The organism is Bradyrhizobium sp. 134 (assembly GCF_023074155.1).
In the GTDB taxonomy this organism is placed as follows: Bacteria; Pseudomonadota; Alphaproteobacteria; order Rhizobiales; family Xanthobacteraceae; genus Bradyrhizobium.
Map to the genome: position 1 here is coordinate 405,163 of NZ_JADPKX010000069.1, position 24,268 is coordinate 429,430.

24 protein-coding genes and 1 pseudogene are annotated in these 24,268 nt (G+C 63.8%); 12 read left to right on the forward strand and 13 right to left on the reverse strand.

Translation table 11 applies throughout. From position 1 onward, the window contains the following. Window positions 1-381 precede the first annotated feature (381 nt). From IVA75_RS27110 to IVA75_RS27120, 3 genes are all read left to right on the forward strand, one after another. Complete coding sequence (locus IVA75_RS27110; RefSeq protein ID WP_247289931.1) at window positions 382-1,329, forward strand: hypothetical protein; 948 nt, start codon at window positions 382-384, stop codon at window positions 1,327-1,329. 125 nt (window positions 1,330-1,454) lie between these two features. Next, window positions 1,455-1,886, forward strand: coding sequence for a MerR family transcriptional regulator (locus tag IVA75_RS27115; RefSeq protein ID WP_247289932.1), 432 nt, complete (start codon window positions 1,455-1,457; stop codon window positions 1,884-1,886). Continuing rightward, a complete protein-coding gene (locus tag IVA75_RS27120) occupies window positions 1,819-2,262 on the forward strand; it encodes a carboxymuconolactone decarboxylase family protein (protein WP_027566991.1) in 444 nt (147 codons plus the stop codon). The genes IVA75_RS27115 and IVA75_RS27120 overlap by 68 nt, the downstream gene beginning before the upstream one ends. A gap of 77 nt (window positions 2,263-2,339) precedes the next feature. On the opposite strand, the gene rimO is transcribed toward IVA75_RS27120, so the two are convergent. Next, the gene (gene rimO / locus IVA75_RS27125; protein ID WP_247289934.1) at window positions 2,340-3,665 is read right to left on the reverse strand and encodes a 30S ribosomal protein S12 methylthiotransferase RimO; all 1,326 of its coding nucleotides are present in this window, start codon (window positions 3,663-3,665) and stop codon (window positions 2,340-2,342) included. Between the two features lie 111 nt (window positions 3,666-3,776). Here rimO and IVA75_RS27130 point away from each other — a divergent pair, with 111 nt between their 5' ends. From IVA75_RS27130 to IVA75_RS27150, 5 genes are all read left to right on the forward strand, one after another. Continuing rightward, window positions 3,777-4,367 (forward strand): ANTAR domain-containing protein, encoded by a 591-nt coding sequence (locus IVA75_RS27130; protein ID WP_007590901.1) that lies wholly within the window; start codon window positions 3,777-3,779, stop codon window positions 4,365-4,367. Next, entirely contained in the window at window positions 4,364-5,527 is a 1,164-nt protein-coding gene (locus tag IVA75_RS27135) for a CmpA/NrtA family ABC transporter substrate-binding protein (RefSeq protein WP_247289936.1), read from the forward strand. The genes IVA75_RS27130 and IVA75_RS27135 overlap by 4 nt, the downstream gene beginning before the upstream one ends. Before the next feature lie 332 nt (window positions 5,528-5,859). Beyond that, on the forward strand, window positions 5,860-7,641 hold the full coding sequence (locus IVA75_RS27140; protein ID WP_247289938.1) for a NirA family protein: 1,782 nt from the start codon (window positions 5,860-5,862) through the stop codon (window positions 7,639-7,641). Beyond that, the gene (locus IVA75_RS27145; protein ID WP_247289940.1) at window positions 7,638-9,245 is read left to right on the forward strand and encodes a sulfite reductase subunit alpha; all 1,608 of its coding nucleotides are present in this window, start codon (window positions 7,638-7,640) and stop codon (window positions 9,243-9,245) included. The genes IVA75_RS27140 and IVA75_RS27145 overlap by 4 nt, the downstream gene beginning before the upstream one ends. Before the next feature lie 200 nt (window positions 9,246-9,445). After that, entirely contained in the window at window positions 9,446-9,598 is a 153-nt protein-coding gene (locus tag IVA75_RS27150) for a hypothetical protein (protein ID WP_007590908.1), read from the forward strand. 126 nt (window positions 9,599-9,724) lie between these two features. Here the strand turns inward: IVA75_RS27150 and IVA75_RS27155 are convergent, their stop codons facing one another. From IVA75_RS27155 to pxpB, 3 genes are read right to left on the reverse strand one after another with little or no spacing between them, the layout of a single operon-like run. Beyond that, window positions 9,725-10,495: a 5-oxoprolinase subunit PxpA gene (locus tag IVA75_RS27155; protein WP_247289942.1), complete on the reverse strand. Its 771-nt coding sequence runs from the start codon at window positions 10,493-10,495 to the stop codon at window positions 9,725-9,727. A 32-nt stretch (window positions 10,496-10,527) separates the two neighbouring features. Then, window positions 10,528-11,565 carry a biotin-dependent carboxyltransferase family protein gene (locus tag IVA75_RS27160; protein ID WP_247289944.1) on the reverse strand — a complete coding sequence of 346 codons (1,038 nt, stop codon included), beginning with the start codon at window positions 11,563-11,565 and terminating at the stop codon, window positions 10,528-10,530. Then, a complete protein-coding gene (pxpB, locus tag IVA75_RS27165) occupies window positions 11,562-12,293 on the reverse strand; it encodes a 5-oxoprolinase subunit PxpB (protein WP_247289946.1) in 732 nt (243 codons plus the stop codon). Before pxpB ends, IVA75_RS27160 begins: the two co-directional genes overlap by 4 nt. Before the next feature lie 247 nt (window positions 12,294-12,540). On the opposite strand from pxpB, the gene IVA75_RS27170 reads away from it, so the two are divergent. Together IVA75_RS27170 and IVA75_RS27175 are read left to right on the forward strand one after the other, a co-directional pair. Beyond that, window positions 12,541-13,239, forward strand: coding sequence for a ribonuclease activity regulator RraA (locus IVA75_RS27170; RefSeq protein ID WP_007590912.1), 699 nt, complete (start codon window positions 12,541-12,543; stop codon window positions 13,237-13,239). A gap of 25 nt (window positions 13,240-13,264) precedes the next feature. Then, window positions 13,265-13,669, forward strand: coding sequence for a cupin domain-containing protein (locus tag IVA75_RS27175; RefSeq protein ID WP_247289948.1), 405 nt, complete (start codon window positions 13,265-13,267; stop codon window positions 13,667-13,669). A gap of 62 nt (window positions 13,670-13,731) precedes the next feature. On the opposite strand, the gene IVA75_RS27180 is transcribed toward IVA75_RS27175, so the two are convergent. From IVA75_RS27180 to IVA75_RS27190, 3 genes are all read right to left on the reverse strand, one after another. Beyond that, window positions 13,732-14,082: a hypothetical protein gene (locus IVA75_RS27180; RefSeq protein WP_007590916.1), complete on the reverse strand. Its 351-nt coding sequence runs from the start codon at window positions 14,080-14,082 to the stop codon at window positions 13,732-13,734. Window positions 14,083-14,262: 180 nt separating this feature from the next. Then, complete coding sequence (locus tag IVA75_RS27185; RefSeq protein WP_247289950.1) at window positions 14,263-15,177, reverse strand: DUF2147 domain-containing protein; 915 nt, start codon at window positions 15,175-15,177, stop codon at window positions 14,263-14,265. Between the two features lie 172 nt (window positions 15,178-15,349). Beyond that, the gene (locus IVA75_RS27190; protein ID WP_247289952.1) at window positions 15,350-16,132 is read right to left on the reverse strand and encodes a transporter substrate-binding domain-containing protein; all 783 of its coding nucleotides are present in this window, start codon (window positions 16,130-16,132) and stop codon (window positions 15,350-15,352) included. 126 nt (window positions 16,133-16,258) lie between these two features. On the opposite strand from IVA75_RS27190, the pseudogene IVA75_RS27195 reads away from it, so the two are divergent. Then, window positions 16,259-16,755 (forward strand): annotated as a pseudogene (locus IVA75_RS27195) (DUF1993 domain-containing protein). 33 nt (window positions 16,756-16,788) lie between these two features. Here the strand turns inward: IVA75_RS27195 and IVA75_RS27200 are convergent. The 6 genes from IVA75_RS27200 to IVA75_RS27225 form a co-directional block, all read right to left on the reverse strand. Continuing rightward, complete coding sequence (locus IVA75_RS27200; RefSeq protein ID WP_247289954.1) at window positions 16,789-17,286, reverse strand: hypothetical protein; 498 nt, start codon at window positions 17,284-17,286, stop codon at window positions 16,789-16,791. A gap of 167 nt (window positions 17,287-17,453) precedes the next feature. After that, window positions 17,454-18,443 (reverse strand): hydroxyacid dehydrogenase, encoded by a 990-nt coding sequence (locus tag IVA75_RS27205; protein WP_247289956.1) that lies wholly within the window; start codon window positions 18,441-18,443, stop codon window positions 17,454-17,456. Window positions 18,444-18,476: 33 nt separating this feature from the next. Then, on the reverse strand, window positions 18,477-19,577 hold the full coding sequence (gene ugpC, locus IVA75_RS27210; protein WP_247289958.1) for a sn-glycerol-3-phosphate ABC transporter ATP-binding protein UgpC: 1,101 nt from the start codon (window positions 19,575-19,577) through the stop codon (window positions 18,477-18,479). Between the two features lie 6 nt (window positions 19,578-19,583). Continuing rightward, window positions 19,584-20,495, reverse strand: coding sequence for a carbohydrate ABC transporter permease (locus IVA75_RS27215; RefSeq protein ID WP_247289960.1), 912 nt, complete (start codon window positions 20,493-20,495; stop codon window positions 19,584-19,586). Beyond that, the gene (locus tag IVA75_RS27220; RefSeq protein ID WP_247289962.1) at window positions 20,495-21,433 is read right to left on the reverse strand and encodes a sugar ABC transporter permease; all 939 of its coding nucleotides are present in this window, start codon (window positions 21,431-21,433) and stop codon (window positions 20,495-20,497) included. Before IVA75_RS27220 ends, IVA75_RS27215 begins: the two co-directional genes overlap by 1 nt. A 138-nt stretch (window positions 21,434-21,571) precedes the next feature. Beyond that, complete coding sequence (locus IVA75_RS27225; protein ID WP_247289964.1) at window positions 21,572-22,912, reverse strand: extracellular solute-binding protein; 1,341 nt, start codon at window positions 22,910-22,912, stop codon at window positions 21,572-21,574. 484 nt (window positions 22,913-23,396) lie between these two features. On the opposite strand from IVA75_RS27225, the gene IVA75_RS27230 reads away from it, so the two are divergent. After that, a complete protein-coding gene (locus IVA75_RS27230) occupies window positions 23,397-24,188 on the forward strand; it encodes a Spy/CpxP family protein refolding chaperone (RefSeq protein WP_247289973.1) in 792 nt (263 codons plus the stop codon). The last annotated feature ends 80 nt before the right edge of the window (window positions 24,189-24,268 follow it).

A 24,268-nucleotide genomic window follows, 5' to 3' on the forward strand; every position in this document is an offset into this window, starting at 1 on the left:
GGCGGAAAGGGCGCGCGAAAAGCAAAAAGGCCGCACCTTGCGGGTGCGGCCTTTTCGAAAACTTACGCTGAATTCAGTGGTTCAGCGGCGTCGTCGGACATGGCGCACCCTCTCATCGTCGCGGAAGCGACGGCGGAGCATTTCGGTGCGCTGATGGGTCCGAGCGTTGATCATGGGGCGCGGCAATACATGCGAATGGCGGGGCTTGTCAAGCGGGCGCTTTCCAAGACACACGCGCAGCGTGCATGGGCAGGTGAAAGATGCGCGCCTGGAAACCATTACGTCTCTAGCGCGTTTGTGATCACAGGACGCGAATTGGTTCGAACCGAACGCATGAAGGTTCAGACCAAGAGGGCGGGACCAACCAGATAGTTTTAAGCCTTGTCCGAGACGTCTTATCCGATCGACCTCGACAGCATTCGCGGCGCGTTTCCGCCGGGTATCGAGGCGCCGCCGCTGTTGCTGGACTTCGCCGGCTGGCTTAAGGGCCGGCCCTGGGGCAGCGTCGGGTGTTTCTCGCTGCAAGGCCAATTCTCCGATCAGGCGCCGATTGTCGACGGCAGTCCCTTGCGCGACAGGTTTTCGCTGTTCATGCGGCTGCCGGATGGCTCGGCTGTTGGCGGCTGGTATGGCGCGGGTCTCGACCGCGACAATCCGCCGATCGTGGGGCTTGGCTCCGAGGGTGATTACGAGCTGCTGGCGCCGAGCCTCGATGGCCTGCTCGCAAAACTGACGTCGCAACAATTCGACAAGGCTTGGAGCGATCTGAAGCCGCACGACGAGGTCGAATGCCAGACGGTCGAGCTCGCGCAGTGGCTCACCGGACGCCTGAGCGGGGAGATGGTGGCGCCCGATGACGATCCGTCGGAGCTGCCCGACTTTCGCGGCTTCATGGAAAAATGGAGCCGGGATCGCGAAGACTATTGGGCCAATCATCGCTTGATGGCCGAACTTGGCTGGCGCCTCGCCGCGCATCTGCCGAAGCGCAAGAAGCCCTGGGACAAGACGAGCTTCGAAATCGCGATCGTCGGCAGGCAATACCAGGCGCGCATCCTGTCGCGCGGACCGCAACCGTTCGAGGAAGCCGCCGCGATCGAATCCCTGCTGCGCGATCTGCGCGAGGAGATGCGGAAGGCGCAGCCCGAGCTCGGGCTATGGTTCGCGATGAAATTCGGCCTCTATGCCGACGGCCGCGTCATGCCCAACTTCGAATACGATGTGCGCCCGAGCATCGACGGCGAGTTGGCGAAGCTGTCCGAGGCGCAAGCTGATCTTGCCCGCGCGCCTCGGCCGGAGCGCTGGGTGCCGAAATGGCTGGCGGGATCCTGAAGCTCGGAGTGCCGCGACGCTGCCACCCAGCCGGCGCGCCGAAATCTTTGCACCTTCGATCCCCCTTGACTTAGAGCGCGCTCGAAGGGGTATCTGTACGTGCGTCAGTACGAGAACGGGCACACATGAAGATCAGCGACCTCGCAAAACGGACCGGCCTGTCGACGCACACGCTGCGTTACTATGAGCGCATCGGGCTGCTGCCATACGCCGACCGGGATCGCTCCGGCCAGCGCGACTTTGACGCATCGATCCTCACATGGATCGCATTCCTTGGGCGGCTCAAGACCACGGGAATGCCGATCCGGGACATGTTGCGTTACGCGGCGCTTCGGGATGAAGGCGACGCTACCGGCACAAGCCGGCGGCAGATTCTGGAAGTCCACCGGGAACAGGTACGCACGCAGATTGCCGAACTCCAGGAATGCCTGCTCGTCCTTGATACCAAGATCGCCGGCTATGCCAGCGACGAACAGAGGACGAAGGAAAATGACGCACGCCCAAACACAAGACGAAAGCCGCTTCGATCGCGGCCAGCGGGCCCTGTCACGCATTGACGGCAGAGCTGGTGAAGCGGTCGTCGCTTCACTCGCCGACATCGCTCCGGATTTCGCACGATACGTGATCGAGTTTCCGTTCGGCGACATTTACTGCCGCCCGGACCTTGGCCTGCGCGATCGAGAGATCGCGACCATCGCCGCGCTGACGGCGCTCGGAAATGCCGCGCCTCAGCTCAAAGTCCATCTCGAGGCAGGTCTGAACGTCGGGCTCTCTCGCGACGAGATCGTGGAGATCATCATGCAGATGGCCGTCTATGCGGGCTTCCCGGCGGCGCTGAACGGGCTGTTCGCAGCCAAGGAAGTGTTCGCCGCACGTGACGAACAGCAGGCGTCGGGAGAAGCGAACGGCGGGCGTGATGTTGCCGTAGCTTAGCGACGGCTCGCAACCTCTCCCGTAAGCGGGAGAGGTCGCAGCGAGATCGTGGCTGCACCGGCCGTGACAGCCGAAGATCAGAATCCCGCGACGCTGCCGTGCAGGTCGTATTGGTCGGCGCGCTCGATCTTCGCGGTGACGATCTCGCCAACGCGCAAGGGGCGGCGGCTCGACAGGTAGACGGCGCCGTCGATCTCCGGCGCATCGGCCTTGGAGCGGCCCTTCGAGACGGTCGGGCCGACCTCGTCGATGATGATCTGCTGGCGGGTGCCGACCTTGCGCTTCAGCCTGCGCGCAGAGATCTTCTGCTGGCGCGCCATCAGCGCATTATAGCGCTCCTGCTTGATCTCTTCCGGCACGGGATTCTCGATCCCGTTCGCGGTCGCGCCGGCGACAGGCTCGTATTTGAAGCAGCCGAGCCGATCGATCTCGGCTTCGTCCAGCCAGTCGAGCAGATAGGCGAAGTCGGCATCGGTCTCGCCGGGGAAGCCGACGATGAAGGTCGAGCGCAAAGCGAGATCGGGACATTGCTCGCGCCAGCGCTTGATGCGCGCCAGCGTCTTGTCCTGCGCGGCCGGACGCTTCATCGCCTTCAGCACCTCGGGGCTCGCGTGCTGGAACGGGATGTCGAGATAGGGCAGCACCTTGCCCTCGTTCATCAGCGCGATGACCTCGTCGACATGCGGGTAGGGGTAGACATATTGCAGCCGCACCCAGGCGCCGAGCTCGCCGAGCTCGCGCGCAAGGTCGATGAACTTGGCGCGGACCTGGCGATCCTTCCACGGGCTTTCGGCGTATTTGAGATCGACGCCGTAGGCCGAGGTGTCCTGCGAGATCACCAGCAGCTCCTTGACGCCGGCAGCGACCAGGCGCTCGGCCTCGCGCAGCACGTCGTTGGCCGGACGTGAGACGAGGTCGCCACGCAGTTTTGGAATGATGCAGAAGGTGCAGCGGTTGTTGCAACCCTCGGAGATTTTCAAATAGGCGTAGTGCCGCGGCGTCAGCTTGATGCCCTGCGGCGGCACCAGATCGAGATGCGGATTGTGGGCGGGCGGCAGCGCGCGATGCACGGCGTCCAGCACGCTCTCATATTGCTGCGGGCCGGTGATCGAGAGCACGCCGGGATAGGCCTGCTCGATCTGCTCGGGTTCCGCACCCATGCAACCGGTGACGATCACCTTGCCGTTCTCGGCCATGGCCTCGCCGATCGCCGAGAGCGATTCCTGCTTGGCGCTGTCGAGGAAGCCGCAGGTGTTGACGATGACGATGTCAGCCCCGTCATGCTTGCGGGCGAGCTCGTAGCCCTCGGCGCGCAGGCGCGTGATGATGCGCTCGGAATCCACCAAAGCCTTGGGGCACCCGAGCGACACGAAGCTGACCTTCGGCGCAGCCGTCTGATCCATATCCAAATCTGCCTGATTGACAGGGTTGAGCTAGTCCCAATTGCCCATAATTACAACCCTTTGCATGGCCTGCGGGCATGCTATGGATGAATCACTGGTGGTGAGTGAGCAATGAGCGCCGAACAGTCGCCCAAAATCGTGATCGTCGACGAAAGCCCGATCCGGGCTGCGATCCTCGAAGAAGGGTTGCGGGAGGCCGGATTCACGCAGATCGTCCATATCCGCGAGATGCAGAGCCTGCTCGCCCGTATTTATGCGGTCGATCCCGACATCATCCTGATCGATCTGGAAAACCCCAGCCGCGACGTGCTGGAAGCGATGTTCCAGGTCAGCCGCGCCGTGAAGCGGCCGATCGCGATGTTCGTTGACCAGAGCGACTCATCCTCGATCCAGGCTTCGGTCGAGGCGGGCGTCTCCGCCTATATCGTCGACGGGCTGAGGAAGGAACGCATCAAGCCGATCCTCGACCTCTGCGTGTCGCGCTTCAATGCCTTCGCAAAACTCCAGGAGGAACTGGAGCGCACCAAGTCGCAGCTCGAGGATCGCAAGGTCATCGAGAAGGCCAAGGGCATCCTGATGAAGGTGAAAGGCCTCACCGAGGACGAGGCCTATGTGCTGCTGCGCTCCACTGCGATGCGCGAGAAGAAGAAAATCGGCGAGATCGCCCAGTCGATCATCACCGCGTCGGAGATGCTGAAATGACCGCTCCCCTCCGCATCGGGTTCATTCCGCTGGTCGATGCCGCAGCGCTGATCGTTGCTGTCGACAAGGGATTTGCCGCGGCCGAAGGGCTCGAGGTCGAACTGGTCCGCGAGGTCTCCTGGTCGAACGTCCGCGACAAGCTCAATATCGGCTTGTTCGACGCCGCGCATCTGCTCGCGCCCGTCGCGATTGCGTCCTCGCTCGGTCTCGGTCACGTCAAGGTGCCGATCGCGGCGCCGTTCAATCTCGGCATCAACGGCAATGCGATCACGGTGTCGCCGGCGCTTCATGCCGCGCTGATGGAGGAGATCGACGGCGACCGCTTCGATCCGCTCGCCACGGCAAAAGCGTTGGCGCGTGTGGTCGCCAAGAGGCGCAAGGCGGGGGCCGACCCGTTGACCTTCGGCATGACCTTCCCGTTCTCGACCCACAATTATCAATTGCGATTCTGGATGGCGGCGGCCGGCGTCGATCCCGAGGAGGACGTGCGGCTGGTGGTGCTGCCGCCGCCCTATATGGTCGACAGTCTGGCCAATGGACATGTCGATGCGTTCTGCGTCGGCGCGCCCTGGAATTCGATCGCGGTCGATCTCGGCATCGGCCACATCCTGCATTTCGTCTCCGACATCCTGGCCCATGCGGCGGAAAAGGTGCTGGCGCTCCGCCAGGTCTGGGCCGACAAGAATCCGGACGTGGTCGCCAGCCTAGTGCGCGCGGCGGTGAAAGCCGCCGAGTTCATCGAGCATCCGGAAAACCGCACAGAAGCGGCGCGAATCCTGGCGCAGCCGGAGCGGATCGGCGTCGATGCCGAAGTCATCCAGCGCACCCTCACGGGACGCCTCAAGATTTCGCCGGACGGCACCTTTCGCGAGAGCGGCAGCTACCTTCTGGTGGGACGCGAGGAAGCAGGGCGCCCCGATCCGGTCCAGGCTGCTTGGCTCTATGCGCAGATGGTGCGCTGGGGGCAGACGACGCTGACGCCCGACGGGGTCAAGACGGCCATGGCCGTGTTCAGGCCCGATCTCTACGACGGCGCCCTCGGCCGCCGGCCGCCCGCCCAGGCCCCCGCGGCATTCGGCGCATTCGCCGGCCCCGCTTTCGACCCCGCCAATATTCGGGGGCATCTTGAAGCCTTCGAGGTGGGCCGCTGGAGGGCGTGATTCGGGTCTGCATCGTTTTTGAGCGCTGGAGATCCGAGTCTAAATTTTAGGCCGACTGCTCGAATTTCATAAGAGTTCTAGAGGCCGGAGTTCCCACGGGCGCCCTTAACCGCCTGATACCCCACACATTTTCATTTCGCCGAAGCTGGCACGCAACTTGAATGTTGCAGTGCGGCCAGCCTGTCACAGATGCCTGCTGAGCCAAGTCCCCAGCAACGAAGCTGATCGGACCGTTGGGGGCACAGCCGGCTATCGAGCCAGCCGAGCTCCTCGCGGGTCGTGCACTTTCCGTCGATACCACCCCGGTGGCCGCAGGAGCTTCGTTACTGACCATGAAAATCGACACCGTCTCAGTCGACTTTACCGACGACCAGAAACGCTACCTCGAAGGCTTCACGACCGGTCTGCAGATCAGTCTCGTCGGTCGCGGTCTCGGCGGCGGCGCCGGCAAGGCGAACGCGGAGCCGACCGGTCCCGATGCCGTGCACATCAAGGCGCAGGACAAGGTCATCGCCGCGGGCAAGAAGCTCGCCGACCAGGAGAAGGTCAAGCGCGACGAGCATCCCTTCGACGCGTATCCGCGTCTTCGTCAGCAGGCGCTCGACAATACGCCGCCGAGCCCGGCGGACAATTTCCGCTGGCGCTATTACGGCATCTTCTACGTCGCGCCGACGCAGGACTCCTACATGTGCCGTCTGCGCATTCCGAACGGCATCATGAAGCACTGGCAGCTGTCCGGCCTTGCCGATCTCGCCGATGAAACGTGCGGGCCTTATAGCCACGTCACGACGCGGGCCAACCTGCAGCTTCGCGAGATCCCGCCGAAGAACGCCGTGAAGCTGATCGAGGGCATTCAGGACCTCGGCCTGTGCTCGCGCGGCTCCGGCGCCGACAACATCCGCAACGTGACGGGAACGCCGACGGCGGGCATCGATCCGCAGGAGCTGATCGACACGCGCCCTTATGCGCGCGAGTGGCACTACCACATCCTGAATGAGCGCTCGCTGTATGGCCTGCCGCGCAAGTTCAACGTCGCCTTCGACGGTGCCGGCAGGATCGCCGTGCTCGAAGAGACCAACGACATCGCTTTCACGGCGTATGAGGTGAAGGACGGCTTCGGCGTCGAGCCCGGGATCTGGTTCCGCCTCGGCCTCGGCGGCATCACCGGTCACAAGGATTTCGCAAGGTACTCCGGCATCATCGTCAAGCCGGAGCAGGCGACCGCTGTTGCCGACGCCATCGTGCGCGTCTTCATCGAGCACGGCGACCGCACCAACCGCAACAAGGCGCGGCTGAAATACGTGCTCGACGCCATGGGCCATGATGGCTTTCTCAAGATCGTCGAAGAGCGGCTGAAGACACCATTTACGCGCGTGCCGGAAGAGGCGTTTGCGCCGCGGCCGGCCGCGGACCGCATGGCGCATATCGGCGTGCACAGGCAGAAGCAGGACTTCCTGAACTGGATCGGCGTGTCGCTGACGCTCGGCAAGATCAGCTGCGATCAGATGAGGGGCCTCGCCAAGGTGGCGCGGGACCTCGGCGACGGCGAGATCCGTCTGACCGTCTGGCAGAACCTGCTGATATCAGGGGTGCGTGACGAGAATGTCGAGCTTGCCATTGCGGCGATCAAGCAGATCGGGCTCGCGGTCGAGGCGTCGCACATCCGCGCCGGCCTGATCGCCTGCACCGGCAATGCCGGTTGCCGCTTTGCCGCCTCCAACACCAAGCGCCACGCTGCCGAGATCGGCGACTGGTGCGAGCCGCGCGTCGAGATGGACAAGCCGGTCAACATCCACGTCACCGGCTGCCACCATTCCTGTGCCCAGCATTACATCAGCGACATCGGCCTGATCGGGGCGCGCGTGCCTGTCAACGAGGAGGACACGGTGGAGGGTTATCATCTCTTCACCGGCGGCGGGTTCGGTCCCGACGCCGACGTCGGGCAGGAGGTCTACCACGACCTCAAGGCAGAGGACGCGCCGAAGACGGTCGAAGGACTGCTCAAGGCCTATATCGCCCATCGCTCGTCTCCCGACGAAACCTTCCTGTCCTTTGCGCGTCGCCACGACGGCGAGACGCTGCGCAAGCTCGCCGATGCCGAGGTGTCCTCATGAACCAGATCAGCCCTCCGCCCAAACTCGACATCATTCCCACGAGCGCTCCGTTCTCCGACGCGCAACGCTCCTGGCTGAACGGCTTCTTTGCCGGGTTGCTTTCGCCTGAGGCGGCCACGCCGCTGTCGGCCGAGCAGGGCGCCGCTGTCATGCAGGCCGGTGATGGTGACGACGGTGAAGCGCCGTGGCACGACCAGACCATGCCGATCGCCGATCGGATGAAGCTCGCCGAAGGCCGTCCCGTACGGCGCAAGATGATGGCGGCGATGGCGCAGCAGGATTGCGGGCAGTGCGGCTACAATTGCCACGACTATTCGGAGGCGATCGCGAGCCGCAGTGAAGCGCGGCTCAACCTCTGCGTCCCCGGCGGCAAGGAAACCGCGCGGATGCTGAAGTCGCTCCACGAAGAACTGGACAAGGCGCCGGGGGCCAAGGCGTCCGACAAGGTCGACGCGGTGGCGGCCCCCGCCGTGACCGTGACGATCGCCGAGCCCGGCCGCTCGCGCGACAACCCCGTTGCGGCGACCTTCCTGTCGCGCCGTCTTCTCAACAAGGGAAAGTCGGAGAAGGAAACCTATCACGTCGAGTTCGACCTTTCCGAGAGTAAGCTCGACTATGTCGTCGGTGACAGTTTTGGCGTGTTCGCGCGCAACGAGCTCGGTCTCGTCGACCAGGTCATCGCCTTGCTTGGCGCGTCCCACACCACCAAGGTCAATGGCAAGACGCTGCGCGAGGTGCTGATCGACGACGTCTCGCTGTCGCCGGCGCCCGACACGCTGTTCGAACTGCTCTCCTTCATCACTGGCGGCGCGCAGCGCGAGAGGGCGCGGGCACTGGCGCAGGGCGAGGATCCCGATGGCGATGCCGCCACGCTCGACGTCATGGCGGCGCTGCAGAAATTCTCGGGCACGCGGCCGCATCCGGAAGCCTTCGTCGAGGCGCTGGAGCCGCTGCAGCCGCGGCTCTATTCGATCTCGTCCTCGCACAATGCGACGCCTGGAAGGCTGTCGCTGACGGTCGATTCTGTGCGCTACGTGATTGGCAAGCGCAAGCGCATCGGCGTCGCCTCGACCTTCCTCGGCGAGCGCATCGCCGAGGGCGAGAAGCTCAAGGTCTATGTGCAGAAGGCGCACAATTTCGCCCTGCCGCAGGATCCGAAGACGCCGATCATCATGATCGGCCCCGGCACCGGCATTGCGCCGTTCCGCGCCTTCCTGTTCGACCGCAAGGCGACCGGTGCGCCCGGCAAGAACTGGCTGTTCTTCGGCCATCAGCGCAGCGATTGCGACTTCTTCTACCAGGAGGAGCTCAACGCGATGAAGACCTCGGGCCTGCTCACGCGCATGTCGCTGGCCTGGTCGCGCGACGGCGAGAAGAAGTTCTACGTGCAGGACCGCATGCGCGAGGTCGGCCGCGAGCTGTGGACGTGGCTCGCCGAGGGGGCGCATCTCTACATCTGCGGCGATGCCAAGCGCATGGCCAAGGACGTCGAACGTGCACTGGTCGATATCGTCGCCCAGTTCGGGGCGCGTTCGACTGACGAAGCCGTCAGTTTTGTCGCCGAACTCAAGAAGACCGGCCGCTTTCAGGCTGACGTCTACTAGCTGTCATCCTGCCGTCATCCGGGCCGGTTCCAACTGGCTCGGATTTGAACGAATAAGATTCTCGGAACTTGGGGGTGGGGAGAATTTGCTCCTGCAATGCAGCGTTTTTAGAGAACCCGCATCGCTATTTCCGCGGGTCTCTTGCCCGCCACCCCCGTTGATCCCTCATAATCCCGCAAATGGGGCGTTGGAGATCGACCATGCGCGAACTATCGGCGGAAGCCAGGCTGCACTTCTACGCGCGCTCGCTCTCGCGGCGGACCGGTGCGAGCGTGCATCATGCTGCGATGTACAGCGCCTTCGCGGTCATCGCCGCCATCGTGTTCGGCACGCTCTCGGTGCACCCGTTTTAACGAGTCTTCGCAGCTCTCGTAGGGTGGGCAAAGGCGCGCTTGCGCCGTGCCCACCATCTCTCAGCAAGCAGTATGGATTTTGGTGGGCACGCTTCGCTTTGCCCACCCTACGGTACCGAGCAAGCCTCACGCCCCGCGCTTGAACGGCGCGACCTCGATCCCTGCATCTTTCAACGCCTGCCGCAGGCCGCGCGCGATGTCGACGGCGCCGGGCGTATCGCCGTGGATGCAGACCGTGTCGGTGCGCATCTTGATGACCTTGCCCGTGACCGAGACCACCGCGCCGTCCTGCACCATGCGCACCACGCGGTCGGCGATCGCCTTGGCGTCATGCAGCACCGCACCGGGCTTCTTGCGCGAGACGAGATTGCCGTCGTCTTCATAGGCGCGGTCGGCGAACACCTCGTGCACCATCGGTAGATTGGCGGCTTCGCCGGCCTTCACCAGCTTCGAATTGGCGAGCACGACGAAAATCAGGCTGGGATCGACCGCCTTGATGCCGGCCGCGATCGCCTTCGCCGTCATGTCGTCCTCGCAGGCGACGTTGGAGAGCGCGCCATGCGCCTTCACATGCGTGACCTTGTGGCCGGCCGCCGTCGCGATCGCCTGCAACGCGCCGATCTGGTAGGCGACGAGATTCTCGATCTCGGAGGCCTTCAGGCCCGCGATCGGATGGCGGCCGAAGCCGTGCAGGTCGCCATAGCCGGGATGCGCGCCGACGGAGACGCCGCGCGCTTTCGCCAGCTCGACCGTCCGGCGCATGATATCGGGGTCGCCGGCGTGGAAGCCGCAGGCGACGTTGACCGAGCTCGCCAGCTCGATCATGGCGGCGTCATTGCCCATCTCCCACGCGCCAAAACCTTCGCCGAGATCGCAATTGAGATCGATCGTCTTCATGGGGTGCTCTCCGTCTCTGGTCGTCTTGTCGTTTACGGCTCGTCCGCAATCTGCCAGGTCCCGGCGTCGACGGCACTGACAGCATAGCCCGCGACATTGGCATCGCTGAGCGCTTCGATGTTGAGCGCGACGGTGTCGGCGGAGCGCAGGCGATCGGGCAGGTTACGGATCAGCTGCGCAAATTTCCTTGCCTCATCCTGCGCCTCGGCCATGCTGACCGCCTTGAAGCGGAACGCCGTTCCTGCCGAGGTCTGCGCGAGACGGCCGACATCGGCCGTGATCACGGTCGCGATCTTCGGATAGCCGCCGGAGGTGCCGCGATCCATCATCAGCGCGATCGGCGCGCCGTTGCCGGGCACCTGGATGCTGCCGTTGACCGTTCCGTCGGAGACGATGTTGTGGCCATGCAGATGCTTGATCGCGGGGCCTTCCAGCCGGTAGCCCATGCGGTCGGAGGTCGCCGAGATCTTCCACTCGCTGTCGAGGAACAGGGCCTTGTTGGCGTCGTCGAACTCGTCGTCCTGCGGTCCCAGCAAGACGCGGATCGGACCGTTCGATGGCTTCGGCAATTCGATGCGCAGTTCCGGTGCACTGCTTGCGGCATCGACGGTGAACTCGTCGCCGGCCTGCAGCGGGCGCGGGTAGGGGCTGCCGAGCCCGGCACGGGCGTTGACCGCGAGACTGCCGAACACCGGCTCGCCCTTGATCCCGCCTTCGATCGCCAGATAAGTGAACGCGCCGCCGCGGGCAAAGCCCAGCGTCAGCGTCTCGCCGTCCTTCAACGTCACCGATGTGTCCATGGCGACCGGACTTCCCGCGACGTCCGCATTGCGCGGCGCGCCTGAAACCGCGACGCGCACGGCACCGTCGCGCGCGGTGAACGAGGCGCCGAACGGGCCGACCTCGACAACGGCTGCGAATGGTTCGTTGCCGATAAGCGTGTTCGCCGCCGCGAGCGACAGGCGGTCCATCGCTCCGCTGACCGTCAGGCCATAGCGTTGCGCGCCATGGCGTCCGCCGTCCTGGACCGAGCTTGCCGGCCCGATGCTGGCGATCACGAGCCGGCTCATGCGACCACCTGCTCGGCGATGATCTCGCCGGCCTCGGCGGCGCGGTCCTGTTCCTCGAACGTCTTGTGGTCGATGGCGAAAAACGTCACGCGATCGCCGGGTTCGGTGAGGAAGGTCGGATTGCGGTGGAGCTGATAGGTCCGCACAGGCGTGCGGCCGAGCAGGTGCCAGCCGCTCGGCGCTGCCAGGCACTGGATCCCGGCCTGGATGCCGCCGATCGAGATCGTGCCGGCAGGCGTCAGCAGCCGCGGATTCTGCCGCCGCGACATCTGCAGGGATTTGTCGAGGCCGCTGAGATAGGACCAGCCCGGTGTAAAGCCGATCATGGCAACCTTGTAGTCGCCGGCGACGTGGCGCGCGACGATGTCGTCGGGTGTGGTGTTCAGCGCCTTCGCGACGTCCTCGAGGTCGATGCCGTGCTCGCCGCCATAGGCGACGGGAATACGCCAGCGGCGCGCCTTAGTGGCTGGCGGCAGCGGCTGGCTGGCGAGCGCGAGCAGCTTTTCGCCAAGTACGTCGAAGTCGATCTTGCCGGGATCGTAATGCACCAGCAGCGAGCGATAGGTCGGCACGGACTCGGTGATGGCATCGATCGAGCTTGCTGCGAGCGCCTTGTCGAGCGCCAGCACGCGCTGGTTGGCGTCGTCGTCGATGGTACGGCTGAACTCGACCGTGACGGCGCTGTCGCCACTGGGCAGAAGGCGGGGCGGGGGAAGCGTCGCGGACATGGGCTGTCGAAATCGGGCTTCTGGAGCTACGCGGGCTCGGCCTTGAGCTCCGCTCGTCCCTGCTTCGCGTAAATGCGCCCGCAAGTCCAATAAATTAATGCAGGGGGAGGCGATAAAGCCTTGTTATCGCGACGCATAACTGCGCTGCGGCCCTGCATGATTGGTATCCTCTTGGGCCTTGACGCAAGGCCCGCACCCCGCAAGATGCGCGCGTTCTTTCCCGCCCATCCGGAGCTCGTCTGTTTCCATGTCGCTGTCCCCCGAAGCCCGCAAGACCCTCGCCGGCATCACCACTGCCACCATCACCACGGTCCTGCTGAAGAAGGGCCTGCGCAACATCTGGATGCGCGGCGCGCGTCCGCTGCGCCCGGGTCTGCCGCGCCTGGTGGGGCCGGCCTTCACGCTGCGCTTCGTGCCCGCGCGGGAGGATCTGGCGACGCCGGAATCCTGGTCGTCGCCGATCTCGACCCGCACCGCGATCGAGGCGATGCCGGAGGGCTGCATCGCCGTGGTCGATGCCATGGGCATCACCGACGCCGGCATCTTCGGCGACATCCTGTGCGCGCGCATGATGAAGCGCGGCGTCACCGCACTCGTCACCGACGGTGTCGTGCGTGACGTCGAGGGCGTGCTCGGCACCAACTTGCCGGTCTGGTGCGACGGCTATGCCGCGCCGCCGTCGGTTGCCGGCCTGACCTTCGTCGGCTGGGGCGAGCCGATCGGCTGCGGCGGCGTTGCGGTGTTCCCGAACGACATCGTTGTCGCCGACCAGGACGGCTGCGTGCTGATCCCGCAGGCGATGCTGGAACACGTGCTCAATGAGGGCGTCGAGCAGGAGCGGATGGAAGCCTGGATCGTCAACGAGGTGAACAACGGCGCGGTGCTCCCGGGCCTCTATCCCATGAACGCCGAGACCAAGGCGCGCTACGCCGCAAGCAAGAAGTAATCGGGAAGGAAACGAGGTAAATCCAATGGAGATCACTGTAGCAGGCACGCGGCCGACACGCCGTGCGCCCGGGGAACACTTCACCGGCACCGTGTGGCAGGACCCCGTGATCATGGCGCCCGCGCCGGCGCGGCTGAACTGCTCGCGCGTCTCGTTCGAGCCGGGCGCGCGCACCAACTGGCATCACCATCCGCTCGGGCAGACGCTCTATGTGATTTCGGGGGTTGGCCGGGTCCAGACCAAGGGCGGCCCTGTCATCGAAATCCGTCCCGGCGACACCGTCTGGATTCCACCGGGCGAGCTGCACTGGCACGGCGGGTCGCCGACCAATGGCATGACCCACATCGCCATGCAGGAAGCGCTCGACGGTGTGTTCTCGACCTGGTTGGATCCGGTGACCGACGCGGAATACGGCGCGGCGGTCGGCTAGTTTGCGTGACCCGGCTTTGCGCAGCGACGCTTTGCGTCGCTGTTCGTCCGGGACACGGCACCCTACATCCGCTCCGCCGTCCAGGTGCCCGTGCACATGCTGCCGCGCCAGGTACCTGAGCCCGAGGTGCCGCTGAGCCGGCCGAAGCCGACGGCGCGCTTGATGCCGGTGCTCAAGGTGACATTGATGCTGCCGGCATCCGCAACGCGGCCTGACGCCGTCACCATGGCGCTGCTCGAGGCGATCTGACCGTTGTTGATGCCGATTGCGACGGTCGAGCCGTTACCGCAGGTCTCGCTCGACGACGAGATGCGGACATTCCATGCGCCGTCGAAAGTGCTGGCGCTGGCCTGCGCGGCCGGCAATGCGATGACAATGATTGTGGCGAAGAGAGCCTTGCGAAATCCGTTCATGACACGCCCCTGGGGTTGATCATGCGGGCATCGTGTCACGGCCTCGGAACCGGCGATGTGAGGGCTGTCACGCGCGCGACGGGCTCTGTGATGTCGCGCACGTCGCAATCGATTTGGCGGCAAAAGCAAAGGGACCCGCGCTGCGGGTCCCCTTGTGTCGGTCAGAGTGTCGCCCCGAAGTCAGTTCACACGCGTCCAGGTCTGGCCGCCGCAGAACATGCCGCCGAAGGCGCAGCCCTGCACGCGCAGGCGATCGGTGCCCTTCAGCGCGATGGTTGAATCGTAGGTCGAGCCGGAGTTCGGATCGAGGATGCGACCGGACCATTTCTGGTCCTTGTTCTGATCCTTGCCGGGCTTCATGTTGATCAGAACCTGCTCGCCATTCTGGTTCGATTTCGAATCGACCGAGTAGCCGCAGAGATTGCTGCCGCATTGCTCGATCCGGACCTTGCCTTCCTTCTCCTCGGTGAGCCAGACGCCGAGCGGTGAATTGAGGTCGCGCGTGGGTGCGGCTGCGGGAGCCGGCGGCGCGACGGCAGCCGATTGAACGGGGGCGGGCGCAGGCGCCGGGACGGGAGGCGGAGATGGCGCCGGAGGCGCGGCTGCGACGGTCGGGGCGGGCGGCGGCGGCGGTGCGGGCGGTACTGCGGCCACCGTCGGGGCAGCACTCGGGGCCGGCTGGGGCGGCGGCACAAGCGCGTCTTGGGCCGGAGCGTTGTTCGCCGTGGTGGCCGGAGGCGCCGGTGGGGCAGGAGGCGCGACGGCCACGGGGGCTTGGACGGGGGCTTGGGCAGGGGCCTGCTCCGCCGCCGGAGCCGCCGTGACCGGTGCCGGGGCCGGGGCCGGATTGGCCGGCGGCTGCGGGTCAGCTTTGGCTTGTTGCGGTGCCTGCGGGTCCGCTTTTGGAGCCGCCTTGGCATCGTTCTTGGTTTTCTTCGCCTTGCCCTGGCCGGTGTTGTCGTAGACGCCGGGGATTTGCACCGTGCCGCGGTCGGGATCGATGCGGATGGTACGCCCGCCATAGTCGAAGGTGTACTGCGCCTGCGCAGCGGTGCTCGCCAAAAGGAATGCGGCCGTGGCCAACAGCTTCCTCATTTCGCATCTCCTGAAACAGGTGGTCCCCGCACCGACGCTTACGCCCCGGTTTGATCGCAAAAAGTGATCTAGATCACTGTCACCGTATGAGTCGTGCTTTCTGCGTTTCGGGTTCAATAACACCGGAGCCGGTCCAAAGTTTGGCCGGGGCAAGCGACAGGAGAACGCGGTCCTAGTCGAACCAGGCGGCGTAGATCTTCTTGTAGCTGCCGTCCTGCATGGAAATGTGCAGCCATTGGTCGACGAACGCCTTCAGCGCCATGTCGCGCTGGAGCCAATAGGCCTTCTCTGAGAAGTCGAACGGCTTGTCGGGATGCACCGCGCAGAGCACGCCTTGATGCTGCTTCTGCTGGTAGCGCGTCTCGGAGGCATCCGTCATCATCAGGTCTGCATTGCCCTTGGCGATCTCGTCGAAGATCACGGTATTGTCCGGGAAGACGGTGATGTCGGCGTCCTTGATGTTGGCACGTGCGAAGCGCTCGTTGGTGCCGCCGGGATTGACGATCACGCGGGTGCCCTTCTTGTCGATGTCGGTGATGCTCTGGTATTTGCCGACGTCGGCACAGCGCGCGATCGGCGTCTTGCCCTCGCGCATGATCGGCGTCGAGAAGAAGCCCTTCTTCTGCCGGTCCAGCGTGACCGAGACGCCGCCCATGGCGATGTCAAACTGATCGGCCTCGAAATCCTTCATCAGCTTCGGCCAGGCCGTCGGCACGAATTCGACCTTGACGCCCAGCGCCTTGCCGAGCGCCTCCGCCATGTCGACATCGAAGCCGTTGAACTGCTGCGTCGTCTTGTCGAGATAGGTGAAGGGCTTGTAGTCGCCGGTCATTCCGACGCGCAAAGTGCCGCGCTTGACGATCTCGTCGAGGCGGGACGGCGCCGCCTGCTGTGCCTGCGCCGAAAGGTTTGCCAGCAGCACCACGGCCAAAGTCGCCAGAATTCGAATGGTCATTCGAACGATCATCTCTTTTCCACCCATGCCCAAGCTGTCATTGTGCAGCTCTCGAGGGTTGGATTTAGACCAGATGCCCGTGGCTGGCGAGGCGGAAGTGAAGGGAATTTTGAAGTGACGATCTCGATGCATGACGCCTCGGTCGGCGTCTTCGTGCCTTACTTGGGCAACCTGTCCGCACTGCTCGACAAGGGCGTTGCCTATGCCGAAGCCCGGAAGTTCAATCCGGCCGTCCTGCTCGGCATGCGCATCGCGCCCGACATGTACGATCTGGCGCAACAGATCGGCGAGGCTTGCCGCCATGCCACGGTCGCCGCGGCCTTGCTGGCCGAGCGCGAGCCGGTGACGCTGCCGGTGCTGGAGCACGACATGGCCGGACTGCAGGCCCGCATCGCGACGTCCATCGAGTTCATCGAAAGCCTGCCGCGCGCGGAGATCAATGCTGCGGCGAAACGGAACGTCTTCTTCAGGCTGAAGAACGGGACCGAGTTGCCCTTCACCGGCGGACGCTGCTGCTGACCTTCAGCATGCCGCAGTTCTTCTTTCACGTCACGACCGCCTACGACCTGTTGCGGCACGCAGGCGTCGAGCTCGTGAAGAAGGATTATCTCGGACGACGATAAGCCGAACCGGCGTCCACTTCGCGCGAAAACGCGCTAGGCTTCGCCCTTGCGCTCGTAATCGGCGAGCGAGCTGCGGCCGGCGATCTCGCTGCGCAGCTCTTCGAAGCGCCGATGGGCCTCGTCCTCATGCGCGTCGACGAAATCCACCGCGGCTTCGCCGGTCATCGGGCCGCTGACCACGGGCACCGACTGCTCGCCGATGGTCTCGTGGACGTAGAACTGGCCGTCATCGCCGCGATGGACCGTCCATTTCAGACGGATCGCCACCATCGGCCCGGGGCCGACCTTGCTGTAGCCGTCGGCATCGGTGTGCTCCGGCACCAGCGGCTGCTCCTCGACCACCGGATGCTCATCGACCACAGGGTGCTCGTCGGCGACCCCGTGCTCACCGGCAACCACCATTTCGGTCACGATGACGGTCTCGGTCTCGCGCACGGTCTCGGTCTCGCGCACGACGAGAACGGGTTCAGGATGCTCCAGGATGCTGGCGATGGTCGCCAACGCGTGGTCGGTCGGGTCGATCTCTGACAAGGGTCCATCCTCCAGCTCGACGCGGCCGGCAAGTCTGTCCCACTGCCGCCGCGGCCGGACCTATTACGCGGGTTTGATTAAGGCTGAGTGAGGGCTCGATCTGCACCAAAATGGGACTCATTCTGGCGTTCCGAAGGCGGGGGGCGGCGGCCCGCCCTTGATATAGCTCAGCCCAGGACATCCTGATTGATGATGTTCTGCCGGATCGGATCGCCGTCCAGCACACTCAGGATGTTGCGCGCGGTCTGCTCGCTCATCCGGCTCACCGCCTCGACCGTGACGCCGGCGACATGGGGGGCCATGATGACGTTGGGCAGCGCGAACAGCGCGTTGCTGACCGGCGGCGGCTCGACCTCGAAGACGTCGATGCCGGCACCGGCGAGCTTGCCCGAGACCAGTGCGTCGTACAGCGCCGTCTCCTTCACGATGCCGCCGCGTGCGGTGTTGATGAGGTAGGATTTCGGCTTCATCCGGCCGATCCGCGCCGCGTCGAACAGGCCGACGGTCTCCGGCGTCTTCGGGCAGTGGATGGTGACGAAATCGGCGTGCGGCAGCGCGGCATCGAGGTCGGCGACCGGCTCGCAGCCTGCCGCCTTGATCTCTGCGGCTGCCTTGTAGGGATCATAAACCTGCACATTCATGTCCATCGCCAGGCAGCGCTTGGCGGTGCGGGTGCCGATGCGGCCGAAGCCGATGATGAGGACGGTCTTGCCGTAGAGATCAAACGGCAGCATGCCGAGGCGGTCGGCCCATTTGCCATCCTTGACGCAGGAATGCATCTCCTGCGCGCGTTTGGCCAGTGTCAGCATCATGAACAGCGCCTGCTCGGCAACCGAGGGCGAGTTCGCGCTGCCCGCGACCATCAGCGGCACCTTGCGGCGGGAAAGGGCGGGGACGTCGACGGCGTCGTAGCCGACGCCGATCCGGGTCACCACCTTCATGTCCTTTGAGGCTTCGAGCTCGGTCTCGCCGAAAGCGGTGGCGCCGAGCGCTACGCCATGGACTGGCGCGTGGCTCTTCAGCAAGGCCTCGAAGTCCTTGGCGGAGATCAGGTTCGGAAACTCGATGAGCTCGATGTCATCTCGCTGGGTGAGGAGGGCGCGTGCCCCTTGCGACAAAGTTTGCGTGACAAAGATTTTCTTCTTGTTGGTCGCCATCGTCCCTACCTGCACGAGTTTCTTGCCCGGCCGTCACAATACGGCGCCGGTCGCCTCGTTTAGCAGGTGCATATTGTTGAGGTCCATCGCCAAACGCATGGGGCCCCCGTCCTTGGCGCCCGCATTGGGATCGACACGGCCGCAGATCGGCGTGCCTTCCAGGCCGAAATAGACCAGCGTCTCCATTCCCATCGGCTCGGTGACATCAAGCACGGTGTCGAAGGTCTCGACACCCGGCTCCAGATGCGCATGCGATTCCGTGAGATGTTCGGGACGGATGCCGAGCAACAGGTTTTCAGTTCGGGGCAGCGCGCTGTAACGGGCGGCGCGGGCCGGCGGCAACGGGAACGAGATGCGGTCCGTCAGGCGGACGTTGAGCTTGCCGCCGACGTCCTGGAGCCTGCACGGAATGAAGTTCATCGCCGGCGAGCCGATGAAGCCGGCGACGAAGCGCGTCGCAGGCTTGTGGTAGAGTTCGTTCGGGGTGCCGATCTGCTCGATCCGCCCCTTATTCATTACCACCACGCGATCGGCCAGCGTCATCGCCTCGACCTGGTCGTGAGTGACGTAGACCGTCGTGGTGCGCACTTTCTGGTGCACCTTCTTGATCTCGATCCGCATCTGCACGCGCAGCTTGGCGTCGAGATTGGACAGCGGTTCGTCGAACAGGAAGACTTTTGGGTTGCGCACGATGGCCCGGCCCATTGCAACGCGCTGGCGCTGGCCGCCGGAGAGCTGCTTCGGCTTGCGGTCGATCAGGTCGGTGATGTCGAGGAGGCGGGCGGCCTCGGTCACCCGCGCCTTGATCTCGGCCTTCGGGTAATGCTTGAGCCGCAACCCGAACGACATGTTCTCCGCGACCGTCATGTGCGGGTAGAGCGCGTAGTTCTGAAACACCATCGCGATGTCGCGGTCCTTCGGCGGCACGTCGTTGACGACGTCGCCGCCGATCATGATGTCGCCGTCGGTGATGTCTTCGAGTCCGGCGATCATCCGCAACGTCGTCGACTTGCCGCAGCCGGAGGGGCCGACGAGCACGATGAACTCATGGTCGGAGATGTCGAGATCGATGCCGCGCACCGCCTCGATGTCGTCGTAACGCTTGACCACCTTCCGCAACGCAACCTCAGCCATAAGACATCAACCCTTTGTCGCGCCGGCGGTCAGGCCGGCAATGTAATAGTCCATCAGGAAGGCGTAGATGACCAGCGGCGGGGCAGCGCCAAGCAGCGCGCCGGTCATGATCTGACCCCAGTTGAAGACGTCACCCTTGATCAGCGTGGTGGTGATGCCGACCGGCAGCACGAGCTGGTCGATGGATGTCGTGAACACCAGCGGATAGAGGAACTGCGCCCAGGATACGGTGAAGGCGAAGATGGTCGCTGCGATCAGGCCGGGCAGGGCGACGGGGATGAAAATCCGAGTCAGGGTCTGGAGCCAGGAGGCGCCGTCGATGAGAGCCGCCTCGTCCAGCTCCTTCGGGATCGATGCGAAATAACCGATCATGATCCAGGTGCAGAACGGCACCGTCAGGGTCGGATAGATGAACAGCAGCACGTACCATCGGTTGAGGAGCGTGATGCCGGTGATGTCCTGGACAGCAGCGAGCATTTTGAACAGCGGAATGAACAAGAGGCTGTCCGGGACCAGGTAGGTCAGAAAAACCCCGGTCGCCAGCGTCGTCGAGCCCCAGAACTTCATCCTTGCCAGCGCAAAGGCCGCAGGAATGCTGATCAGCATGGTGACGCACACAACGACGATGGAGACGACCGCCGAATTCCAGAAGAAGCGCAAAAACTGGTTCGACGTCAACAGCTCGACGTAGTTCGCCAGGGTGGGATGGAACACCCACCAGGGATTGGTGGCCGCCGAAATCTCCGCGCTGCTCTTGAGGGAGGTGATCAGCATGTAGATCGGCGGAACGAGCGAAAAAATCGCGAACAGCACCAGGAAGAAGTAGGACCAGCGCAGGGCCCATGTCCGATCCCGGCTCATGCTCCGGTACTTGACTTTGCGCGTGGGACCGCCCTTGTCGATTGCAAGCGTGCTCATCAGGCTTCGTTCCCACGTTTGTTGACATCGCGCAGGATGAAGACCGCCGCGACTGCGAGGATCGGCACCATGAACAGCGAGACGCATGCGCCGAGCGGAATATCGCTGCTCTGGATTCCGACCTGGAAGGCCCAGGTGGCGAACAGATGCGTCGAATCCAACGGGCCGCCCGAGGTCAGGATGCGCACGATGTCGAAATTGGCGAAAGTGACGATCAACGAGAACAGCGTCGTGATGGCGATGATGTTGCGCATCATCGGCAGGGTGATGTGCCAGATCTTCTGCCACCAATTGGCGCCGTCAATGGCGGCCGCTTCGTAGAGCTGGTCGGGCACCGATTTAAGCGCGGCCAGATACATGATCATGAAGAACGGTGCGCCGTACCAGACGTTGACGAGAATGACGGAGAAACGGGCCCAGAAGGTGTCGCCAAGCCAGGGGATCGGGCCGACACCGAAGAACGACAGCGTGTAATTGAAGGCGCTGTAGGAGGGATCGAACAGCCACAGCCAAGCCAGGGTGCTCATCGCCGGCGGGATCACCCAAGGGACCAGCAGCATGCCGCGCCACTTGCGCTGGCCCTTGGCCGGGAGGTTGTGGACGAAATGAGCGACAATGAAGCCCATCAGCGCTTTGAAAAACACCGCGGTGAGGGCGAAGATGCAGGATTGCCTCACCACCATCCAGAACGTGTCGCGTTTGAACAGGAAGGTGAAATTGCTCAAGCCGACGAACTTCTGCATCGACTTGTTCAGCGTGGCGAGATGCATTGAGTAGAAGGCAGGATAGAGCACGAACAGCGCGATCAGGAGAATCAGCGGCAGCGTCAGGAAGAACGCCATCGTCGACTTCCGCCTGAGTGCATTTTTAAGGCTCGCCCGTTTGCGCGGCCTGGCGGCACGGACGGAGCGAGCTTGCTCAACGACGACATCGGCCATGGTCAGACTTTCTTACGGTACATTCAACAGGGAAGCCGCCCGCATCGGTCGGCCTCTCTCGCAAGGCGATGGAAAAAGGGGGCGAATCCCCGGCGGCTCACGCGCGAACGCGTGAACCGCCATGCCACATACCCGGCATCAGCTGCGCATGAAGCCTTCGCACTCGCCCTCGGCCCAGGCGAGCGCCTGCTCGATGGTCTCGCCACGGGCATAGCGCAGCGCCAGTTTGGTCAACGTCGCCTGGTTGTAGATCTGCTGGGCGATCTTCGGCGGCGCCGGCGAGGCCGCGATCGACATCGTCTGGCGGCCGTGTGGGTCGGGATAGCTATAAAGCGTGCCCTTCGGCGGCCCTTCCTCGGCCCACGTCTTGAGCTTCGTCATGTTTGCGAAAGCCGGGAGATCGTAGCCGCCGCTCGCCGCTACGAACTTTTCGATCGACGACGGCTGCGACAGATGGGTCAGCAGGCTCTTGGCGGCTTCCTTGTTCTTGCCGAAAGCCCAGACGCCCCAGAAGTAGGGCAGGAACGGTGCAAAACGGCCCTTCGGACCGGCGGGCATGCCGTGCGTCCAGCATTGCTCAGCGACTTGTGGTGCGTCGCGTTTCGCAACGGCCCAGGAGCTCGGCGGATTCAAGATCAGTGCTCCGCGGCCCGAGATCAGCCATTTGTTATTAGACGCGTCATCCCAGGAGGCCGCGTCCGCCGGAAGCACCGCGATCAATCTCTTGTAGAATTCGAGAGCCTGACGCACGGCGTCAGTCTTTACGGTGATGTCGCCCTTGGCATTGACGAGCTCGGCGCCGAACGACTGGAAGATCGCGCCGGCGGTATCGACGCTGTCGGTGGTCTCGCCGAGGCCGATCCCGAACGGGACGCCAGCCTTGCTGCAGGCTTCGGCGGCCTTGAGAAAGACTTCCATCGTCCAGTTCTCGTCCTTGGGCACGCTACCGGCCGGATACATCTCCTGGACGTCGATGCCGGCATGCTTCTTCATCAGGTCGATGCGCGAGCAGGGGCCCTTGATCTGACTGCCGACGGTGGCAGGGACGGCAAGCCATTTGCCGCCGGCCTGGCCGAGATATTTGGTCGTGCCGTTCACCTCGCCATTCTGCTTGATGATCGGCTCCATGATGTCGGTGACCGGCTCGAGCTGCTCCGCATAGGCATGCGGCCACCAGGTCGGCATCTGGAGAATGTCGTGACCGGATTTTGCCTGCGCCTCGGCGGCGACGGTTAGTTCGAGCTTCTTGTTGTTGCTGGTGATGTAGTCGATGGAGACCTCGACCTTCTCCTTCGCTGCCCATTCATTGACGAGCGCGGTGGAGGCAGAGTTGGCACCAGGGACCCAATGGTCCCAGAAGCCGATCGAGAGCTTGCCGGCGGCGTAAGCGCCTCGGACATAGGGCGCTGTGATCAGCGCCGCGGAGGACATTGCAGTGGCAGCCACAAATTGACGTCGCGTCAGTGTCTTGCGTGACATCTCGTTTCCTCGCTTGGGTGTTTTATTGTTCTGGCGTTTCCTCTGAACTCTTCCGAGTTCTACTTTTGATTTTCTTTTTTTAAGTTTCTCGTTCGACGTTTCTTATTGATGCCATCGGCTTCGAAGGCAAATTGGTAGCGCGATCAGATCATGATTGATTGCGTCTGTCGAGAAAACCGAGCGGCTTGCGCCTAGAACTAACGTTGTGTCCGCCAAGGTGGCGCTGCCCTCGACGTCACGCGCGAGCCCTAAACCACAGTCGGTCGTTTTGCGATGCACACTGGGCGCGGGCGCGCTGGACCGATACGTGCGCAATTACGCCGCAGTTTCCAAGGAGCCTGCATAAGCACCTCGCGGCAAACACTTTTCGGGCGTGTATAGCAATTATCGGTGGCTAGACCTCGAAGCGGTGAAAACGATAGAGTTGCAACTGGCAAGTGGTTCTCACCCGCAGCAGCCTAATCAGATCGAGATGGAGACCAGAATGATCAACCCGGCGCCGCTCGCGCGGCTTAACCTGCGACGATGGTTCGCGCTGGGATCCGTTTTCGTGTTGCTGCTCGGCGCAGCCGCGGTGGCGAACGCTCAAGGCCTGGTCAAAGGGGTTCAGGAAGGAGCGGCGGCCGGGAACAAGGCGGCAGGTCCGGTCGGCGGCGTGCTCGGCGGCGCGATCGGCGGTGTGGTCGGCGTCTTCACCGGCGTGCTCGGTGTTGGCAATAATGGCAATCAGGCGCCTCCCGCCAAGGATTCAAGCAAGGATTCGAGCAAGGACGCTGCCAAAGACGCCAAGCAGGGCGCCGGCAAGGACAAGGATGCCAAGAGCGCCAAGGCTGGCAAGGGCGCCAAGGCGAGCAAGGAGGCGAAGAACGCGCCGCAGGACAAGGATGTCACCGTCCTCACCCAGACCGGCGCACCGCAATTGACCGCCGACCAGATCGTCACCAACAGCGACTCCTATATCGAGCGGATCAAGACCGAACTGAACCTCACGCCCGACCAGGAGAAGCACTGGTACGGCTTCTCGAGCGCCATGCACTACCTCGGGCATAACGGTGCCGAGCGGCTCAACCTGCGGGTCGCGCGCGCCAAGCGGGATCCGCCCGACGACATCGTCGAGCAGATGCGCAACGAGGCCCAGTTCCTCATCGACCGCGCTGCCGACCAGCGCAATGTCGCCGACGCCGCTGAGCCCCTCTATTCGAGCCTCGATGACAAGCAGAAGCAGGTGTTCGTACAGGAGATGGTGCGGCTCAGCCACGAACGAGGACTGGATTGATCAAGTTGAATCGGATCGGGCGCGTCTGAATTAACGGACCCCGCCACGAATTCGTGAATCCTCTTCGCGATTCGGTTATG

What these genes read in the sequence shown, in the direction of transcription:
- IVA75_RS27145 (WP_247289940.1), top strand. Translation starts at nt 7,638, where the DNA reads ATGAACCAGATCAGCCCTCCGCCCAAACTCGACATCATTCCCACGAGC.
- IVA75_RS27230 (WP_247289973.1), top strand. Translation starts at nt 23,397, where the DNA reads ATGATCAACCCGGCGCCGCTCGCGCGGCTTAACCTGCGACGATGGTTC.
- IVA75_RS27185 (WP_247289950.1), bottom strand. Translation starts at nt 15,177, where the DNA reads ATGAGGAAGCTGTTGGCCACGGCCGCATTCCTTTTGGCGAGCACCGCT.
- IVA75_RS27140 (WP_247289938.1), top strand. Translation starts at nt 5,860, where the DNA reads ATGAAAATCGACACCGTCTCAGTCGACTTTACCGACGACCAGAAACGC.
- IVA75_RS27155 (WP_247289942.1), bottom strand. Translation starts at nt 10,495, where the DNA reads ATGAAGACGATCGATCTCAATTGCGATCTCGGCGAAGGTTTTGGCGCG.
- IVA75_RS27205 (WP_247289956.1), bottom strand. Translation starts at nt 18,443, where the DNA reads ATGGCGACCAACAAGAAGAAAATCTTTGTCACGCAAACTTTGTCGCAA.
- IVA75_RS27135 (WP_247289936.1), top strand. Translation starts at nt 4,364, where the DNA reads ATGACCGCTCCCCTCCGCATCGGGTTCATTCCGCTGGTCGATGCCGCA.
- IVA75_RS27190 (WP_247289952.1), bottom strand. Translation starts at nt 16,132, where the DNA reads ATGACCATTCGAATTCTGGCGACTTTGGCCGTGGTGCTGCTGGCAAAC.
- IVA75_RS27160 (WP_247289944.1), bottom strand. Translation starts at nt 11,565, where the DNA reads ATGAGCCGGCTCGTGATCGCCAGCATCGGGCCGGCAAGCTCGGTCCAG.
- pxpB (WP_247289946.1), bottom strand. Translation starts at nt 12,293, where the DNA reads ATGTCCGCGACGCTTCCCCCGCCCCGCCTTCTGCCCAGTGGCGACAGC.
- IVA75_RS27115 (WP_247289932.1), top strand. Translation starts at nt 1,455, where the DNA reads ATGAAGATCAGCGACCTCGCAAAACGGACCGGCCTGTCGACGCACACG.
- IVA75_RS27225 (WP_247289964.1), bottom strand. Translation starts at nt 22,912, where the DNA reads ATGTCACGCAAGACACTGACGCGACGTCAATTTGTGGCTGCCACTGCA.
- IVA75_RS27220 (WP_247289962.1), bottom strand. Translation starts at nt 21,433, where the DNA reads ATGGCCGATGTCGTCGTTGAGCAAGCTCGCTCCGTCCGTGCCGCCAGG.
- IVA75_RS27215 (WP_247289960.1), bottom strand. Translation starts at nt 20,495, where the DNA reads ATGAGCACGCTTGCAATCGACAAGGGCGGTCCCACGCGCAAAGTCAAG.
- IVA75_RS27175 (WP_247289948.1), top strand. Translation starts at nt 13,265, where the DNA reads ATGGAGATCACTGTAGCAGGCACGCGGCCGACACGCCGTGCGCCCGGG.
- rimO (WP_247289934.1), bottom strand. Translation starts at nt 3,665, where the DNA reads ATGGATCAGACGGCTGCGCCGAAGGTCAGCTTCGTGTCGCTCGGGTGC.
- ugpC (WP_247289958.1), bottom strand. Translation starts at nt 19,577, where the DNA reads ATGGCTGAGGTTGCGTTGCGGAAGGTGGTCAAGCGTTACGACGACATC.
- IVA75_RS27130 (WP_007590901.1), top strand. Translation starts at nt 3,777, where the DNA reads ATGAGCGCCGAACAGTCGCCCAAAATCGTGATCGTCGACGAAAGCCCG.
- IVA75_RS27170 (WP_007590912.1), top strand. Translation starts at nt 12,541, where the DNA reads ATGTCGCTGTCCCCCGAAGCCCGCAAGACCCTCGCCGGCATCACCACT.
- IVA75_RS27180 (WP_007590916.1), bottom strand. Translation starts at nt 14,082, where the DNA reads ATGAACGGATTTCGCAAGGCTCTCTTCGCCACAATCATTGTCATCGCA.
- IVA75_RS27120 (WP_027566991.1), top strand. Translation starts at nt 1,819, where the DNA reads ATGACGCACGCCCAAACACAAGACGAAAGCCGCTTCGATCGCGGCCAG.
- IVA75_RS27150 (WP_007590908.1), top strand. Translation starts at nt 9,446, where the DNA reads ATGCGCGAACTATCGGCGGAAGCCAGGCTGCACTTCTACGCGCGCTCG.